At 43.8% G+C, this 17460-nt stretch carries 11 protein-coding genes, 7 tRNA genes and 4 rRNA genes; 20 read left to right on the top strand and 2 right to left on the bottom strand.

Annotated elements, in window-relative coordinates:
- Window positions 1-117: 117 nt before the first annotated feature.
- Window positions 118-1773 (bottom strand): hydroxylamine reductase, encoded by a 1656-nt coding sequence (hcp, locus tag DRF63_RS08505; RefSeq protein ID WP_009874559.1) that lies wholly within the window; start codon window positions 1771-1773, stop codon window positions 118-120.
- A gap of 277 nt (window positions 1774-2050) precedes the next feature.
- On the opposite strand from hcp, the gene DRF63_RS08500 reads away from it, so the two are divergent.
- From DRF63_RS08500 to DRF63_RS08425, 16 genes are all read left to right on the top strand, one after another.
- Window positions 2051-3121 (top strand): TDP-N-acetylfucosamine:lipid II N-acetylfucosaminyltransferase, encoded by a 1071-nt coding sequence (locus DRF63_RS08500; RefSeq protein WP_005598862.1) that lies wholly within the window; start codon window positions 2051-2053, stop codon window positions 3119-3121.
- The gene (gene wzyE / locus DRF63_RS08495) at window positions 3118-4455 is read left to right on the top strand and encodes an ECA oligosaccharide polymerase (RefSeq protein WP_005598860.1); all 1338 of its coding nucleotides are present in this window, start codon (window positions 3118-3120) and stop codon (window positions 4453-4455) included. Before DRF63_RS08500 ends, wzyE begins: the two co-directional genes overlap by 4 nt.
- Window positions 4439-5164: a lipopolysaccharide N-acetylmannosaminouronosyltransferase gene (gene wecG / locus DRF63_RS08490; RefSeq protein ID WP_005598858.1), complete on the top strand. Its 726-nt coding sequence runs from the start codon at window positions 4439-4441 to the stop codon at window positions 5162-5164. The genes wzyE and wecG overlap by 17 nt, the downstream gene beginning before the upstream one ends.
- 159 nt (window positions 5165-5323) lie before the next feature.
- Window positions 5324-5400, top strand: a tRNA-Arg gene (locus DRF63_RS08485).
- Window positions 5401-5430: 30 nt separating this feature from the next.
- Window positions 5431-5506 (top strand) — tRNA-His (locus tag DRF63_RS08480).
- Between the two features lie 28 nt (window positions 5507-5534).
- Window positions 5535-5611, top strand: a tRNA-Pro gene (locus tag DRF63_RS08475).
- A 198-nt stretch (window positions 5612-5809) separates the two neighbouring features.
- A 16S ribosomal RNA gene (locus DRF63_RS08470) occupies window positions 5810-7351 on the top strand.
- A gap of 82 nt (window positions 7352-7433) precedes the next feature.
- Window positions 7434-7510: transfer RNA gene (locus DRF63_RS08465), tRNA-Ile, on the top strand.
- 51 nt (window positions 7511-7561) lie between these two features.
- Window positions 7562-7637 (top strand) — tRNA-Ala (locus DRF63_RS08460).
- 266 nt (window positions 7638-7903) lie between these two features.
- Window positions 7904-10805: ribosomal RNA gene (locus DRF63_RS08455) — 23S ribosomal RNA — on the top strand.
- Between the two features lie 111 nt (window positions 10806-10916).
- Window positions 10917-11032, top strand: a 5S ribosomal RNA gene (rrf, locus tag DRF63_RS08450).
- A gap of 56 nt (window positions 11033-11088) precedes the next feature.
- Window positions 11089-11204: ribosomal RNA gene (gene rrf, locus DRF63_RS08445) — 5S ribosomal RNA — on the top strand.
- Together the 16S, 23S and 5S rRNA genes with 7 tRNA genes alongside form the textbook arrangement of a ribosomal RNA operon.
- A gap of 12 nt (window positions 11205-11216) precedes the next feature.
- Window positions 11217-11293: transfer RNA gene (locus DRF63_RS08440), tRNA-Asp, on the top strand.
- 49 nt (window positions 11294-11342) lie between these two features.
- Window positions 11343-11418 (top strand) — tRNA-Trp (locus DRF63_RS08435).
- 113 nt (window positions 11419-11531) lie between these two features.
- Window positions 11532-12425 carry a site-specific tyrosine recombinase XerD gene (gene xerD / locus DRF63_RS08430; protein WP_005598850.1) on the top strand — a complete coding sequence of 298 codons (894 nt, stop codon included), beginning with the start codon at window positions 11532-11534 and terminating at the stop codon, window positions 12423-12425.
- Between the two features lies 1 nt (window position 12426).
- A complete protein-coding gene (locus DRF63_RS08425; protein WP_005598848.1) occupies window positions 12427-12717 on the top strand; it encodes a DUF5389 family protein in 291 nt (96 codons plus the stop codon).
- Window positions 12718-12743: 26 nt separating this feature from the next.
- Here DRF63_RS08425 and tilS read toward each other — a convergent pair whose 3' ends face one another.
- Window positions 12744-14003: a tRNA lysidine(34) synthetase TilS gene (gene tilS, locus DRF63_RS08420; RefSeq protein WP_005598846.1), complete on the bottom strand. Its 1260-nt coding sequence runs from the start codon at window positions 14001-14003 to the stop codon at window positions 12744-12746.
- A gap of 129 nt (window positions 14004-14132) precedes the next feature.
- On the opposite strand from tilS, the gene tldD reads away from it, so the two are divergent.
- From tldD to prmA, 4 genes are all read left to right on the top strand, one after another.
- On the top strand, window positions 14133-15593 hold the full coding sequence (gene tldD, locus DRF63_RS08415; RefSeq protein ID WP_005598844.1) for a metalloprotease TldD: 1461 nt from the start codon (window positions 14133-14135) through the stop codon (window positions 15591-15593).
- A 120-nt stretch (window positions 15594-15713) separates the two neighbouring features.
- Window positions 15714-15974: a type II toxin-antitoxin system TacA family antitoxin gene (locus tag DRF63_RS08410; RefSeq protein ID WP_005619269.1), complete on the top strand. Its 261-nt coding sequence runs from the start codon at window positions 15714-15716 to the stop codon at window positions 15972-15974.
- 3 nt (window positions 15975-15977) lie between these two features.
- Window positions 15978-16445 (top strand): GNAT family N-acetyltransferase, encoded by a 468-nt coding sequence (locus tag DRF63_RS08405; RefSeq protein WP_005598840.1) that lies wholly within the window; start codon window positions 15978-15980, stop codon window positions 16443-16445.
- A gap of 82 nt (window positions 16446-16527) precedes the next feature.
- Complete coding sequence (gene prmA, locus DRF63_RS08400) at window positions 16528-17409, top strand: 50S ribosomal protein L11 methyltransferase (protein WP_005598838.1); 882 nt, start codon at window positions 16528-16530, stop codon at window positions 17407-17409.
- The last annotated feature ends 51 nt before the right edge of the window (window positions 17410-17460 follow it).

Below are 17460 nucleotides of genomic sequence, written 5' to 3'. Positions count from 1 at the left end.
TGTTCCTTTCGATATGTGTAGGGATGCAATGTGTCCCTACATTCAACAAGCGGTCAAAATTGCTGAGAAATTTGCAAAAATTTTGCGAAATTTGACCGCTCTTTTTTAGTTAGCCGATTATTTATTAATGATATGACCGAAATCTTGTTCAGGAGTGGTTAAACCGCTTAAACCGAATTTTTCGTGTAATAAATTCATCACATTGTCATTTAAGAACGCTGGCTTGCTAGGGCCTGAATAAACATTTTTCACGCCAAGTGCTAATAGCGTTAATAACACGATAATCGCTTTTTGTTCGAACCAAGAAAGTACAATCGAAAGTGGCAATTCGTTTAAGCCGATCCCTAATTTTTGAGAAAGCGTTACCGCTAACATAATAGCCGAATAGGTGTCGTTACATTGACCTGCGTCTAATAAGCGAGGTAAGCCGCCGTCAATCGTACCGAAATCCAATTTATTGAAACGATATTTACCGCAACCGAGCGTAAGCACTGCGGTATCTTTCGGTAATGCGTAAGCTAGATCAGTGTAATAGTGGCGTTCTTCTTTATCGCCGTCACAACCGCCGATCACGAATACGTGGCTTAATTTGCCCGCTTTGACTAAATCAATTACCGCATCAGATGCGTCAATTAAGGTTTTACGACCGAAACCGACAGTAATGTAGTGTTCTAATTCGGTGTACGGGAAGCCGTCACATTCCAACGCTTTTTCGATAACCGGTGCAAAATTGTGTTTTTCTAAATGCACCACGCCCGGCCAGCCTACGATGTTACAAGTGAAGATACGGTCAGCATAATCGCCTACATTCGGATCGATTAAACAGTTTGAGGTCATCACGATCGCTCCCGGGAAGCGTGCAAATTCTTTTTGTTGGTTTTGCCAGCCTGAACCGTAGTTACCGACTAAATGTTTGTATTTTTTCAGTTCCGGATAACCGTGCGCAGGCAACATTTCGCCGTGAGTATAAACATTAATACCTTTGCCTTCGGTTTGTTCTAATAATTCTTTTAGGTCTTTTAAGTCGTGGCCTGAAATCAGGATACATTTACCTTTCACCGGACGGATATTTACCGTAGCCGGCACAGGATTACCGAAGGTTTCGGTTTCGCCGGCATCTAACATCGCCATCACTTTAAAGTTCATTGAGCCGATAGCGAGTGATTTTTCGAGTAATTCGTTTAAATCGCTTGGTTTTGTGCCTAACCAAGCCATAAAACCGTGGTATTCCACATACAAATCGTTATCGAATTTACCTAATACGTAAGCGTGTTCTAAATAAGCCGCCGCACCTTTTAAGCCGTAAAGCGCTAATAAACGTACACCGTGAACTTCTTCACCGATTTCCGCACGGTCGGTATCTAACGCAAATTCTTTGGCTTGCTCGGCAAGTTGATCAATCGAAATGCCTTTAAGCTCAATATGGGCTAATGGGTGGTTAAGTTCTGGGTTCGGCTCAACTTCGCTAATTGCTTTAATTAATTCGTTACGGTAAATAATCGCTTGTTGCGCATAGCCAACGATACGGTTTGAATCAAAGTTTACGTTGGTTAAGGTGGCAAAGAAGGCACGAGGGGCAAAGTTGTCCGCATCGTGGTTGATAATGCCGTGTTCACGTGCTTTTAACGCCCACGCGGAAAGGCTGTGTAAGCAGGCGATTAATAAGTCTTGTAAATCTGAGGTTTCCGCCGTTTTACCACACATACCTTGACCGAAACTACAACCGTTCCCCATCGGGGTTACCATGGTTTGTTCACATTGAACGCAGTACATAAAATCACTCCAAACTAATAAAAAAATGAATAACCTACTAAAATAGTAGGAATTAATGTGCTAAATCATAGCGAGAACAAAAACGGATAAAAAGAAGAAAATTTTGAAAAATGCAAGAAATTTGATCTAGTCGTAGTTCTCTACTTAGAATAGGGTATATGTGGATTTTAGTGAGAATTATTGTTAATTTTATTGGTAGGATTTTAGCGGTTTTTGACCGCTTGTTTGATGTTTCCCGCTTATAATAAAACAAGCTAAACAAATTTTAAAAGAAGTTATGCGCCCTATTTATCATATTTTAGGTTCGGATATTCCGCATCATAACCGAACGGTATTGAATTTTTTCCGTGATCAATTATTGCCTAAATTAACCGAGCAACAGCATTATTTTTATGTTGTCGGACAGCAAACTTTGCTTACACAATATCCGGAATTGAATTTACAGGTTTTTTGTTCTCGTCAGGCGATTACACGAGCGGTGGTACGGACAGCTAAGCAAGTGAAAACAGCAAAGTTTGTTCTACACGGTCAGTATAACGTTTGGTTATGGATTGCCGTTTTGTTCGGTTATTTGCCCGCTTGTCGCTGTATCTGGCATATTTGGGGTGCGGATCTGTATGAAGAAGCAAGCGGTTGGAAATTCAAATTATTTTACTTTATCCGCCGTTTAGCGCAGCAAAAGTTACCGGTATTATGGGCGACTCGCGGCGATCTTACATTTGCAAAAAGGCACTTAAATCGCACTGATACTCAAGATCGTGTGCTGTATTTCCCAACTAAAATGGGGAGCCGAGCGGTTATGCAAGATACAAGAGAAAATAAGCAATTTACGATTTTGCTCGGTAATTCCGGAGATCCGTCCAATCGTCATTTAGCGGCATTAGCGCAGCTGAAACAAAGCCTTGCTGAAGACGTGCGGATTATTATCCCGATGGGTTATCCGTCAAACAATCAGACTTATATCGAGCAGGTTAAACGGCAAGCGGTCGAATTATTCCCTAAACATACCGTTGAGGTGCTGACGGAAAAATTGGATTTTACCCAATATCAACAATTATTGGCACAGTGTGATTTAGGCTATTTTTATTTCAATCGGCAACAAGCTATCGGTACGATCTGCCTATTGATTCAACAAAATGTTTCACTGGCATTAACTAAAGAAAATCCGTTTTGTATAGATATGCAAGCGGAAAACGTACCGTTTTTATATAGTGATGAATTAACCATAGCGAAAGTTCGGCAAGTAAAACAACAGCTGCAAAATTGCGATAAAAATAATATAGGATTTTTTGCTCCCCATTATAACGAACAATGGCTGACCTTATTAACGGAACTCAGTAAATCATGATGATTGAATATACTTTATTAACCGGTTTTTATCTGCTCTCGGTATGGCTGATAGCGATTTACGTTTATAACGATTACCAAAAGCAGAGGTTTTCATTCCATTTATTGTTTAGCCTGATGTATCTGGTGATTTTTTATCTGGGCTTTCCGTTTTCAATGGCAATGGCATTAGGCTTTGATAGTCCGTTAGCCGAACCCGAAACGCTCTTTCTAACCCTTTTTGTGATGTTGGCGGGTTATTTGATTTATTGGCTGAGTTACCGTTTTTTTGCAGGAACAGTCAGTTTTCAGAAACCTCAAGCGGTTGAAAATATAAAAAATTTTGCAAAAACAGAAGCGAATTTGACCGCTTGTTTCTTATTATTAATTGCGGCTGGTAGTTTGGTTTGGTTTGTTTCTCTTAACGGCTGGTTATTGTTTGAATTGGAAAAATACAGTCAAATTTTCTCGACGACGATTCAACACGTCTGGTTGAAACGCTTCTTCTATTTCTTTCTGCCGGCATTATTAATTTTATTTTTCCTATATCAAAATAAAAGAGTATGGGGGCTTTTTCTTATATTAGGCGTTTTGCTCGGCGGTTTGCACTATATTGCGGTGGGCGGTACACGAGCGAATTTAGCGATGGCGGTGCTATTGTTTTTCCTATTAGGGCTTTATAAAGATTATCTATCGTTTAAGGTGCTATTGATCGCCGGTTGTGCAATGGTCGGCGCCATGTTTTTATTGGCGTTAGCGCGTTACGGATTAAAGGTAAGCGGCTCGGAAGCATGGTTTACTTTTTTATATCTGACACGAGATACGTTTTCCCCATGGGAAAACTTCGCCAAAATTTTAGACTATCCGGTTGAATTTCAAGGCTTAATGCCGATTGTTCGAGATTTCTATGTTTATATTCCGGATTGGTTGTGGCAGGTAAAACCTCCTTATATCGTCAATACGGCAAATTATTTCACACGGGAGATGTTAGGCAATTTCTCGGGATTAGCGATTTCACCGACGCTACTCGGCTCTTTCTATATTATGGGCGGATTGCCGATGATAACTCTCGGTATGGCATTTGTCGGCGGGATTATTCAAAGTTTCGATCGTTTATTTAGTTATGCAACATATCATCAGGACAAAAGTCATTCCGCTATTATTCAAGCGTATTGTCTGGCGAATCTGTTTAACTTAGTCGTATTGGTACGAGAGGGGATGGACGCCTTTGTTTCTCGGTGGATTTTCTTTAGCGTGATTTTCTTATTGTGTTGGTGCGTTGCCAAATTGATCGCGCTTAATTTTGAGCCGCTATTATCGATGGAAAAGGTAGATAAAAATGATAGAAACGGTTGAAATTCGAGGGATTAATATCCTGACGGCAAAAACTAAGACCGAGTTTGTCGATTTCTTAACGGATAAAGGGCAACTCAAAACAGGCAAATTAATTGCAATGAATGCCGAAAAACTGGTGATGAGCGAGAAAGATCCTGAAATTCGACAATTACTTAAGCAAGCGGAATATAACTATGCGGACGGTATTAGTATCGTTCGTTCGGTAAAACGCAAATATCCGCATATTAAACAAATGGAACGGATTGCCGGTGCGGATTTATGGGAAGCGTTAATGCAAAAATCGGGAGAACTCGGCATTCCGGTATTTTTAATCGGCAGTACGGCGGATACCCTTGCAAAAACTCAGCAAAAATTGACCGCTTGGAATGTGGATATTGTCGGTCTGCAGGGTGGATATTTTGATAATAAGGAACAACGAGCCGTTATAGAACGTATAAAACGAAGCGGTGCAAAGCTTGTGACGGTTGCAATGGGATCGCCGAAACAAGAAAAGTTTATTGCGGATGCCGCACGAGAATACCCCGACTGCTTATATATGGGAGTCGGCGGAACTTATGACGTATTTATCGGTAAAGTGAAACGCGCGCCGAAAATTTGGCAGGATCTCGGTTTGGAATGGTTATATCGCTTATTAAGTCAGCCGACCCGTTGGCGACGACAAGTTAATTTGCTACGTTTTCTATATTACTACTGCACAAAACAGCTTTAAAAATCAACGATTATGACAATTATTATTCATTTTGAATAAATTAAAAACAAATGAATGATTTTTTTAAACTTTTTTGCAAAAAGTGCTAGACAACAAAAAGGGAAATCTATAATATACGCCCTCGTTGCGACGCACTAAACAAAATGATGAAAATCATAAGCGTTCGTAGCTCAGTTGGATAGAGCGTTGGCCTCCGGAGCCAAAGGTCGCAAGTTCGAATCTTGTCGAGCGCGCCAGTGGTCAAAAGCAATATTCAATCGGCAATGGTGGCTATAGCTCAGTTGGTAGAGCCCCGGATTGTGATTCCGGTTGTCGTGAGTTCGAGTCTCATTAGCCACCCCATTTAAAATATACTCTTATGAGTAACTGACGGCGAGTAGCGCAGCTTGGTAGCGCAACTGGTTTGGGACCAGTGGGTCGTAGGTTCAAATCCTATCTCGCCGACCACTTTATTTTTGTTCTTTAACAACTTATCAGACAATCTGTGTGGGCACTTGTTGATTGACTTGATTTAAAAAATATTTTTAATTTTGAAGTCTTAATAAGTGCTTAAACTAGAAATTCATATTTTTCAGTTTTCTTAACGTTGAGTTAGGAAAGCGAAGTGAACTTAGCTAAGCAGAATATTGAGCGATTAAACTTTTTGAATTGAAGAGTTTGATCATGGCTCAGATTGAACGCTGGCGGCAGGCTTAACACATGCAAGTCGAACGGTAACGGGAAGGGAGCTTGCTTTCTTTGCCGACGAGTGGCGGACGGGTGAGTAATGCTTGGGAATCTGGCTTATGGAGGGGGATAACTACGGGAAACTGTAGCTAATACCGCGTAATATCTATGGATTAAAGGGTGGGACTTTCGGGCCACCTGCCATAAGATGAGCCCAAGTGGGATTAGGTAGTTGGTTAGGTAAAGGCTGACCAAGCCGACGATCTCTAGCTGGTCTGAGAGGATGACCAGCCACACTGGAACTGAGACACGGTCCAGACTCCTACGGGAGGCAGCAGTGGGGAATATTGCACAATGGGGGGAACCCTGATGCAGCCATGCCGCGTGAATGAAGAAGGCCTTCGGGTTGTAAAGTTCTTTCGGTAGCGAGGAAGGTATCAAATTTAATAGATTTGGTAATTGACGTTAACTACAGAAGAAGCACCGGCTAACTCCGTGCCAGCAGCCGCGGTAATACGGAGGGTGCGAGCGTTAATCGGAATAACTGGGCGTAAAGGGCACGCAGGCGGTTGATTAAGTGAGATGTGAAAGCCCCGGGCTTAACCTGGGAATTGCATTTCATACTGGTCAACTAGAGTACTTTAGGGAGGGGTAGAATTCCACGTGTAGCGGTGAAATGCGTAGAGATGTGGAGGAATACCGAAGGCGAAGGCAGCCCCTTGGGAATGTACTGACGCTCATGTGCGAAAGCGTGGGGAGCAAACAGGATTAGATACCCTGGTAGTCCACGCTGTAAACGCTGTCGATTTGGGGATTGGGCTTTAAGTCTGGTGCCCGAAGCTAACGTGATAAATCGACCGCCTGGGGAGTACGGCCGCAAGGTTAAAACTCAAATGAATTGACGGGGGCCCGCACAAGCGGTGGAGCATGTGGTTTAATTCGATGCAACGCGAAGAACCTTACCTACTCTTGACATCCATGGAATCTTATAGAGATACGAGAGTGCCTTCGGGAACCATGAGACAGGTGCTGCATGGCTGTCGTCAGCTCGTGTTGTGAAATGTTGGGTTAAGTCCCGCAACGAGCGCAACCCTTATCCTTTGTTGCCAGCGATTAGGTCGGGAACTCAAAGGAGACTGCCGGTGATAAACCGGAGGAAGGTGGGGATGACGTCAAGTCATCATGGCCCTTACGAGTAGGGCTACACACGTGCTACAATGGCGTATACAGAGGGAAGCAAGATGGCGACATGGAGCAAATCTCACAAAGTACGTCTAAGTCCGGATTGGAGTCTGCAACTCGACTCCATGAAGTCGGAATCGCTAGTAATCGCAAATCAGAATGTTGCGGTGAATACGTTCCCGGGCCTTGTACACACCGCCCGTCACACCATGGGAGTGGGTTGTACCAGAAGTAGATAGCTTAACCGAAAGGGGGGCGTTTACCACGGTATGATTCATGACTGGGGTGAAGTCGTAACAAGGTAACCGTAGGGGAACCTGCGGTTGGATCACCTCCTTACCAGAAATTGAGCGACAGCGAGTGTTCACACAGATTGTTTGATAGAAAGAAGACGAAAACGGATATAATCCGGCATCCTTTTGGGTCTGTAGCTCAGGTGGTTAGAGCGCACCCCTGATAAGGGTGAGGTCGGTGGTTCAAGTCCACTCAGACCCACCACTCAAAACGAGTGAAAGCTGAAAGGTGTGATTATATTGAGTTATGATGTATGGGGATATAGCTCAGCTGGGAGAGCGCCTGCCTTGCACGCAGGAGGTCAGCGGTTCGATCCCGCTTATCTCCACCAATCATCATGACTAAGTGAATAAGTGAAAGATTTGTTTATTTAGTCATGATGATAAGTCAAATTATTGTCTTAAATTGTTCTTTAAAAAATTGGAAACAAGCTGAAAACTGAGAGATTTTCGAAAGAAAGTCTGAGTAGTAAAAGATAAGTAATTATCTTGAAAATCTTAGCTGAACAAAAGCAGCTAAGTGTTTAGTTGAATAAAGTATCGCGTTGAATGCGTTCAAATAAAATTTGAAAATATTTGAAAACATTTGAGGTTGTATAGTTAAGTGACTAAGCGTACACGGTGGATGCCTTGGCAATCAGAGGCGAAGAAGGACGTGCTAATCTGCGAAAAGCTTGGATGAGTTGATAAGAAGCGTTTAATCCAAGATATCCGAATGGGGAAACCCAGTAGATGAAGAATCTACTATTATTAAGTGAATACATAGCTTAATAAGGCAAACCGGGAGAACTGAAACATCTAAGTACCCCGAGGAAAAGAAATCAACCGAGATTCTGTAAGTAGCGGCGAGCGAAAGCGGAAGAGCCTGTTAGTGATAATGGTTTTGTTAGGAGAATGAGCTGGGAAGCTCAATCGTAGAGGGTGATAATCCCGTATCCGAAAACATTATTATGGTACTAAGCTAACGACAAGTAGGGCGGGACACGAGAAATCCTGTTTGAAGATGGGGGGACCATCCTCCAAGGCTAAATACTCCTGATTGACCGATAGTGAACCAGTACTGTGAAGGAAAGGCGAAAAGAACCCCAGTGAGGGGAGTGAAATAGAACCTGAAACCGTGTACGTACAAGCAGTGGGAGCAAGAGAAATCTTGTGACTGCGTACCTTTTGTATAATGGGTCAGCGACTTATATTTTGTAGCGAGGTTAACTGAATAAGGGAGCCGAAGGGAAACCGAGTCTTAACTGGGCGATTGAGTTGCAAGGTATAGACCCGAAACCCGGTGATCTAGCCATGGGCAGGTTGAAGATTGGGTAACACTAATTGGAGGACCGAACCGACTAATGTTGAAAAATTAGCGGATGACTTGTGGCTGGGGGTGAAAGGCCAATCAAACCGGGAGATAGCTGGTTCTCCCCGAAATCTATTTAGGTAGAGCCTTGAGCGGACACCTTCGGGGGTAGAGCACTGTTTCGGCTAGGGGTCCATCCCGGATTACCAACCCGATGCAAACTGCGAATACCGAAGAGTGATACTCAGGAGACACACGGCGGGTGCTAACGTCCGTCGTGGAGAGGGAAACAACCCAGACCGCCAGCTAAGGTCCCAAAGTACTAGTTAAGTGGGAAACGAAGTGGGAAGGCTTAGACAGCTAGGATGTTGGCTTAGAAGCAGCCATCATTTAAAGAAAGCGTAATAGCTCACTAGTCGAGTCGGCCTGCGCGGAAGATGTAACGGGGCTAAAACTAGTCACCGAAGCTGCGGCATCAATGGAAACATTGTTGGGTAGGGGAGCGTTCTGTAAGCGGACGAAGGTGAATCGAGAGGTTTGCTGGACGTATCAGAAGTGCGAATGCTGACATAAGTAACGATAAAACGAGTGAAAAACTCGTTCGCCGGAAGACCAAGGGTTCCTGTCCAACGTTAATCGGGGCAGGGTGAGTCGGCCCCTAAGGCGAGGCTGAAAAGCGTAGTCGATGGGAAACGGGTTAATATTCCCGTACTTGGTATAACTGCGATGTGGGGACGGAGAAGGTTAGGTTATCGCACTGTTGGATGTGCGTTTAAGCCGGTAGGTGGGTGTTTTAGGCAAATCCGGAACACCATTCAACACCGAGAAGTGATGACGAGGTTCTACGGAACTGAAGTAACCGATACCACGCTTCCAGGAAAAGCCACTAAGCTTCAGGTTATACTAAACCGTACTATAAACCGACACAGGTGGTCAGGTAGAGAATACTCAGGCGCTTGAGAGAACTCGGGTGAAGGAACTAGGCAAAATAGCACCGTAACTTCGGGAGAAGGTGCGCCGGCGTAGATTGTAGTGATTTACTCACGAAGGTTGAACCGGTCGAAGATACCAGCTGGCTGCAACTGTTTATTAAAAACACAGCACTCTGCAAACACGAAAGTGGACGTATAGGGTGTGATGCCTGCCCGGTGCTGGAAGGTTAATTGATGGTGTTATCGAAAGAGAAGCTCCTGATCGAAGCCCCAGTAAACGGCGGCCGTAACTATAACGGTCCTAAGGTAGCGAAATTCCTTGTCGGGTAAGTTCCGACCTGCACGAATGGCATAATGATGGCCAGGCTGTCTCCACCCGAGACTCAGTGAAATTGAAATCGCCGTGAAGATGCGGTGTACCCGCGGCTAGACGGAAAGACCCCGTGAACCTTTACTATAGCTTGACACTGAACATTGAATTTTGATGTGTAGGATAGGTGGGAGCCTTTGAAGATGACACGCCAGTGTTGTTGGAGGCGTCCTTGAAATACCACCCTTTAACGTTTGATGTTCTAACGAAGATTGCGGAACGCGGTCTCGGACAGTGTCTGGTGGGTAGTTTGACTGGGGCGGTCTCCTCCCAAAGCGTAACGGAGGAGCACGAAGGTTTGCTAATCACGGTCGGACATCGTGAGGTTAGTGCAATGGTATAAGCAAGCTTAACTGCGAGACGGACAAGTCGAGCAGGTGCGAAAGCAGGTCATAGTGATCCGGTGGTTCTGAATGGAAGGGCCATCGCTCAACGGATAAAAGGTACTCCGGGGATAACAGGCTGATACCGCCCAAGAGTTCATATCGACGGCGGTGTTTGGCACCTCGATGTCGGCTCATCACATCCTGGGGCTGAAGTAGGTCCCAAGGGTATGGCTGTTCGCCATTTAAAGTGGTACGCGAGCTGGGTTTAGAACGTCGTGAGACAGTTCGGTCCCTATCTGCCGTGGGCGTTGGAGAATTGAGAGGGGCTGCTCCTAGTACGAGAGGACCGGAGTGGACGCATCACTGGTGTACCAGTTGTCTCGCCAGAGGCACTGCTGGGTAGCTACATGCGGAAGAGATAAGTGCTGAAAGCATCTAAGCACGAAACTTGCCTTAAGATGAGTTCTCCCAGTCTATAAGACTGTAAGGGTTGTTGGAGACTACGACGTAGATAGGTGTGGTGTGTAAGCGTAGTGATACGTTGAGCTAACACATACTAATTGCCCGAGAGGCTTAACTATACAACGCTCAAGTGTTTTTGGGCGTGAAGCGAAGTTAAATGCTAACAAGAACTAAAGAAGACAAAAAACGAAAAAATCAGTGACGGCTTGTTTCGAATTTAAACCGAATTTCCCGACGACAATAGTGCGGTTGTCCCACCTGAATCCATCCCGAACTCAGAAGTGAAAAGCCGTTACGTCGATGGTAGTGTGGGGCTTCCCCATGTGAGAGTAGAGCATCGTCGGGTTTTATTACCTTAGCTTATTTTAACTAAGTGAGTTAAGTTAATAAGCACAGAATTTGATTAACAGCCATAGTGCCGTGGCTCTACCTGACTCCATTCCGAACTCAGAAGTAAAACGCGGTAACGCCGATGGTAGTGTGGGGTTTCCCCATGTGAGAGTAGGGCACTGTTAATCTACTAAATTTGCGGAGCGGTAGTTCAGCTGGTTAGAATACCTGCCTGTCACGCAGGGGGTCGCGGGTTCGAGTCCCGTCCGTTCCGCCACTTATCTGAAAGCGAGTTATTACTCGCTTTATCTATATATGATACCAATAGGGGCGTAGTTCAATTGGTAGAGCACCGGTCTCCAAAACCGGGTGTTGGGAGTTCGAGCCTCTCCGCCCCTGCCATATTTAAGAAGCCGATTAGTTTATGCTAGTCGGCTTTTTGCATATTTGTACTTTTCTCTAAAGTGAAGTTATTCTGTTAGAATAATAGAATATCTAGGAATAAAAGTAGCTTCATGAAAAATTTAGATCCTATTATCGAACAGTTTTTAGATACGTTATGGCAAGAACACGGATTATCTGAAAATACGTCGGCTGCATACCGTTTAGACTTGGAATCCTTCTCCGAATGGTTACCTACGCCTAAAGCATTTCTTACTTTAGATCATTTTGACCTGCAAGCATTCTTGGGAGGAAGATTGGAACTGGGCTATAAGGCAACCAGTTCAGCTAGAATGCTTAGTTGCTTGCGTAAATTTTTCCGTTTTTTATATACGGAAAATTATCGTCAAGACGATCCTACTCTCACTTTAACTTCTCCGCGTAAGCCGGCGCATTTGCCTAAATCTTTAAGTGAAGAGCAAGTAATGGATTTATTGGATAGTCCGAATACGTTAGATCCTATCGAATTACGCGATAAAGCAATGTTAGAATTACTGTATGCAACGGGGTTACGTGTTAGCGAATTGGTATCGCTTAGCATAGATAATCTAAGCTTACGCCAAGGTGTGGTACGTGTTGTGGGGAAAGGCGATAAAGAGAGATTAGTACCGATAGGTGAAGAAGCCGGTTATTGGATTCAAGAATTCTTTCGGTATGGGCGTGCAATATTATTAAATAATCTACAATCAGATGTTGTTTTTCCAAGTCGCCGAGGACAGCAAATGACTCGCCAAACATTTTGGCATAGAATAAAACATTACGCCGTTTTGGCCGGTATTGATAGTGAGAAACTATCTCCACATGTATTGCGTCATGCTTTTGCCACGCATTTGGTTAATCACGGTGCCGATTTAAGGGTAGTTCAAATGTTATTAGGGCATAGTGATCTCTCTACGACGCAAATTTATACGCATGTCGCGAAAGCACGTTTAAAATCACTACATCAACAATTTCATCCGCGGGGATAATATGCAGAAATCATCATCTAAATTTAATTGGGCATTAGCATTACTTTGCTTACCTTGTGCATTATGGCCGCTTGCGCTACTGGTTTCACCGAAATTCTCCGATTTAGGGTTAAGCCCAGCGCAAGTTAATTGGTTCTCGATAACTTTTTGGATTTATCCGCTTGTCTTATTTGTGATTGCGTTAGTGCTATATAAGTTACATCAATCACAAAAAGTATTAGCCAGAGGCTTATTGATGCTTTCTTTTATCGGATTTTATGCTTTACTGGGGTATATCATCCAATCTTTATAATTTATAAACCTGCGAAAGCAGGTTTTTTAATGGCATATAAAAACTAACTGATCGTGGAAAAAAATAAGCGGTGTGCGTTTGCGTAGCCAAACCGGAACTTGCGCTTGTTGGTAGCGTTTCTTCATTTCTTCTCGCATCGGTTTGCCATACTGTTTGACTTTACCTTGATGCGTCAACTTTACTTGCAACGGAGCATTTACTAACGCTTTCGGTAATAACAAGCGGTCAATTTTGCCAGATTTTTGGTAAATAATGCTGTCGCCTAAATGTTGTAGCTCACCGATTCCGTCCGGTAGCGTTAGCGATTGTTGGGCAAAGAGCGGCTGGCAAAAATCATCCGGTTCAAGCAATTCACCGGTTAAATAGAGATGATGTTGATAACGGCGCAACCAAAAATCGGCTAATTTAAGCTGCGGATTTTTATCGACGTCCGTATAAATTGTTTGTTGAATTATTTGCATTAGCTGTGCCGTACTTGGCATTTGTGCGCCGCATTTTTCCAGCCATAAACGGATCAATTGTTGTTGTTTCGCCAAAGAAAATTGAGGAAAAGCTTCGATATTTAAACGCTTTTCCGAAAAATCCGCATAGCGTTGCAATTCTTGAGCAAGCAATTCTTCCAATAGCATTTGTTGTTCGGCACAATGTTGCGCAGAACGGGCTACCATTTGACTGAAATGCTGCCAGCGTTGATTCACGATCGGTAACACCTCATTGCGTAAAAAATTACGGTCGTAATGGCTGTCGTGATTACTTTCGTCTTCAATCCAAGTGAATTGTTGTTGCAGCGCATATTGTTCGATTTGCGCTTTGCTCACGTTAAGAAGCGGTCTAAAAATGGTAAAATTTTGCCAAAATCCGACAGCTTGCATCGCTGACAACCCTTTGATTCCACTGCCACGTTTCAAGGCAAGCAAGAAAGTTTCTGTTTGATCATCAAGATGATGAGCGGTCACTAACACTTCGTTAGGCTGAATAATTTCACCGATTGCTTGATAACGTGCCGCTCTGGCGCCGGCTTCGATACCTTCACTGCGATCCACGGTAACTTTTTGCAAAATAAACGGAATTTTTAACCGCTTGCAAACTTGTTCACAAAAAGCTGCCCAACTGTCGGCATTAGGACTAAGCCCATGGTGAATATGTACCGCTCTTAGGTTGAGCTGTAATTCGGCTAACAGGTGCAATAACACAATCGAATCAATCCCACCGCTTAAGCCAAGCACAAAATTTCGCTGAGTCGGGAAATAGTGCCTAAACTGTGTTTGAAGTGTATCCAGTAACATATTGCGCCTTATCTGTGTCGGTCATTTTCTTCATTCTATCATTATTCCGCGCCCCTTTTTGAAAAAGAGCAGTGAGAGCCGGATTTAATATGTTAAAATTTAAAGAATTTTATTAAGAAGAGAAAAACAATGTTAAATCAAGTTTCAGAAAGCTTGCTTGCGCCAAGTGGGCTTGAGTTATCGCACTTGAGTAAAGTGCTTAATCATTTTGCGAATCGCCAAATTGATTATGCGGATCTCTATTTTCAGTTAAGCCAAGACGAGAGTTGGTCGTTAGAAGATTCGATTATCAAAGAGGGCGGTTTTTATATTGACCGTGGTTTCGGTGTGCGTGCGGTATCAGGCGAGAAAACCGGTTTTGCGTATGCAGACCAAATCGGCTTGAGCCAGCTTGAACAATGTGCAACCGCAGCCCGTTCGATTACTAATGCAAGCGGTCAATTATCGGTAAAAAGTTTCAAACAAACGAATGCAATCAAACGTTATGCGTCGGTCAATCCGTTGGATACGTTAAGCCGTGAGCAAAAAGTTGAGCTACTCCATTTAGTCGATAAAGTTGCACGTGCGGAAGATCCTCGAGTGATTCAAGTTAATGCAGGGCTTTCAGCAGTTTATGAAGAAATGTTAGTAGCAGCGACGGATGGCACGCTTGCGGCGGATATTCGCCCGTTGGTGCGTTTATCAGTTTCGGTATTGGTAGAAGAAAATAGTAAACGTGAGTGTGGTTCTGCCGGTGCCGGTGGACGTTTCGGCTTAAACTGGTTCTTTGAGCCGCAGGTGGTTAATGGGGAAATGACCGGCGATACTCGAGCGGTTTATCTGGCGAAAGAAGCGGTACGTATGGCATTAGTCAATCTAAGTGCAATGCCTGCACCAGCCGGCACAATGCCGATTGTATTGGGTGCGGGTTGGCCGGGTATTTTACTTCATGAAGCGGTTGGGCACGGGTTAGAGGGCGACTTTAATCGTAAAGAATCTTCGCTATTTACCGGCAAAATTGGGGAGTTAGTCACTTCGCCGCTTTGTACTATTGTTGATGATGGCACGGTGCCAAATGTTCGAGGCTCGATTACGGTAGATGACGAGGGGGTACCTTCGCAACGTAACGTATTGATCGAAAACGGGATTTTAAAAGGCTATATGCAAGATAAACTTAACGCCCGTTTAATGGGAGTTGCTCCAACTGGCAACGGTCGCCGTGAGTCTTATGCACATCTACCAATGCCTCGTATGACCAATACCTATTTAACAGAAGGCTCGCACAGTTTTGAGGAAATGATTGAATCAGTTGATTACGGTATTTACGCACCGCATTTCAGCGGCGGTCAGGTGGATATTACTTCGGGTAAATTTGTGTTCTCAACTGCAGAAGCTTATTTAATCGAAAAAGGTAAAATCACCAAACCGGTTACCGGCGCAACCTTAATCGGCAGCGGTATTGACGCTATGCAGCAGGTTTCAATGGTCGGTAAGAAAATGGAACTCGACCCAGGTATCGGCACTTGCGGTAAAGAAGGACAATCCGTCCCAGTCGGTGTAGGTCAGCCTACCGTGAAGTTAGATAAGATTACGGTTGGCGGACGAGGGTAAATAAAGGCGGTAAGATTCAACAATCTTGCTGTTTTTTATACTAAAGCGATTGTGATTGCCTTACTTCGTTAAATCTTTTAAGATGTATATCTATTGTGTATCTGTAGAAGAGGAGGAAGCATGAGAACTGCGCCAATTAATTTACGAGCGATGCCTGATCAGCGTGATTTAATTGATTATGCGGCAAGCATTTTAGGTAAAACACGTTCTGACTTTATGTTAGAAACCGCCTGCCAAGCTGCCCAAAATGTGATTTTAGATCGTACCGTTTTCCAATTAAATGAGCAGGCTTTCGAGCAATTTAACCGATTGCTAGAACAGCCAACAGCAGATAATCCGGGGTTAGATAAACTGTTAAATACCAAAGCGGTGTGGGAGTAGAAAATGCACGCACCGGAACTGCTTTCCGAGCAACATATTGTGCGATATTTTCAATGTGGTGAGGTCGTGCTAGACCAATGGCTACAACGTACTGCATTGAAAAATCAGCAAAATAATGCCAGTAAAACCTTTGTTGTGTGTGATGAAAATAAACAGGTGATGGGATTTTATTGTTTATCTGCCGGTTCGGTGAGCCATCAGTTTGTTGCAGGTGCCTTAAGACGTAATATGCCCGATCCGATTCCCGTGATTATTTTAGGTAGATTAGCGGTCGATTGTTCGGCACAGGGTAAGCAGTTAGGCGTATCAATGTTAAAAGATGCGGTCTTAAAATCGAAGACGGTGGCGAACCAAATCGGGATAAAAGCATTGCTTGTTCATGCGTTAAACCCGCAAGCAAAACAATTTTATTTAAAGTATGGTTTTTCATGTTCACCCATTGATGAGATGGTATTAATGTTAAAACTCTAAACAAGCGGTCGTTTTTGACTGATATTTTACAAATTATCGGTTTTCGTTTGAGGAAAGCGGATAAAAACAAGGAAAAAATAATATGGCATGGGTACAAATTCGTTTAAATAGTACGGATAAACAGGCTGAGCAAATCAGTGATTTTTTAGAAGAAATTGGGGCGGTGTCGGTAACTTTTATGGACAGTCAGGATACGCCGATTTTTGAGCCGTTACCGGGAGAAACCCGTTTATGGGGTAATACGGACGTAGTGGGTTTATTTGATGCGGAAACCGATATGAAAACGATTGTTGAAGCATTAATTGCCAGCCGTTTAGTCGAAGCGGATTTTGCACATAAGATTGAGCAAATTGAAGATAAAGACTGGGAACGTGAATGGATGGATAACTTCCACCCGATGCAATTCGGTAAACGCTTATGGATTTGCCCAAGCTGGCGTGAAGTGCCGGATTCGAATGCGGTGAACGTGATGCTTGACCCTGGTCTTGCTTTCGGTACCGGTACGCACCCGACGACCGCACTTTGTTTGCAATGGTTGGATAGCTTAGATTTAACCGGTAAAACGGTAATCGATTTCGGTTGCGGCTCCGGTATTTTGGCGATTGCAGCACTTAAACTCGGTGCAAAACAAGCGATCGGGATTGATATCGACCCACAGGCGATTTTAGCTTCGGGTAATAATGCGGAAGCTAACGGTGTGGCGGATCGTTTACAGTTATTCTTAGCGAAAGATCAACCGCAAGATCTACAAGCCGATGTAGTGGTGGCGAATATTCTTGCCGGTCCACTGAAAGAGCTTGCACCAAATATTATTACGTTGGTGAAACCGCAAGGCGATTTAGGTTTATCCGGTATTTTAGCAACGCAAGCGGAATCGGTTTGCGAAGCCTATGCACCGGACTTCAATCTTGATCCGGTGGTAGAAAAAGAAGAGTGGTGTCGTATTACCGGCGTGAAGAAATAGTTTAACGTAATAAAAAGCGGTCGGATTTTGTAGAAAATTTGCAAAATCCGA

It is taken from the genome of Actinobacillus pleuropneumoniae (assembly GCF_003290385.1).
GTDB classification, from domain to species: domain Bacteria; phylum Pseudomonadota; class Gammaproteobacteria; order Enterobacterales; family Pasteurellaceae; genus Actinobacillus; species Actinobacillus lignieresii.
This window is presented reverse-complemented; position numbering and strand designations above follow the sequence as displayed.

Coding starts and splice junctions, on each gene's coding strand:
- DRF63_RS08425 (WP_005598848.1), top strand. CDS start 12,427: ATGCAGAAATCATCATCTAAATTTAATTGGGCATTAGCATTACTTTGC.
- tldD (WP_005598844.1), top strand. CDS start 14,133: ATGTTAAATCAAGTTTCAGAAAGCTTGCTTGCGCCAAGTGGGCTTGAG.
- tilS (WP_005598846.1), bottom strand. CDS start 14,003: ATGTTACTGGATACACTTCAAACACAGTTTAGGCACTATTTCCCGACT.
- DRF63_RS08410 (WP_005619269.1), top strand. CDS start 15,714: ATGAGAACTGCGCCAATTAATTTACGAGCGATGCCTGATCAGCGTGAT.
- hcp (WP_009874559.1), bottom strand. CDS start 1,773: ATGTACTGCGTTCAATGTGAACAAACCATGGTAACCCCGATGGGGAAC.
- DRF63_RS08500 (WP_005598862.1), top strand. CDS start 2,051: ATGCGCCCTATTTATCATATTTTAGGTTCGGATATTCCGCATCATAAC.
- prmA (WP_005598838.1), top strand. CDS start 16,528: ATGGCATGGGTACAAATTCGTTTAAATAGTACGGATAAACAGGCTGAG.
- wecG (WP_005598858.1), top strand. CDS start 4,439: ATGATAGAAACGGTTGAAATTCGAGGGATTAATATCCTGACGGCAAAA.
- xerD (WP_005598850.1), top strand. CDS start 11,532: ATGAAAAATTTAGATCCTATTATCGAACAGTTTTTAGATACGTTATGG.
- DRF63_RS08405 (WP_005598840.1), top strand. CDS start 15,978: ATGCACGCACCGGAACTGCTTTCCGAGCAACATATTGTGCGATATTTT.
- wzyE (WP_005598860.1), top strand. CDS start 3,118: ATGATGATTGAATATACTTTATTAACCGGTTTTTATCTGCTCTCGGTA.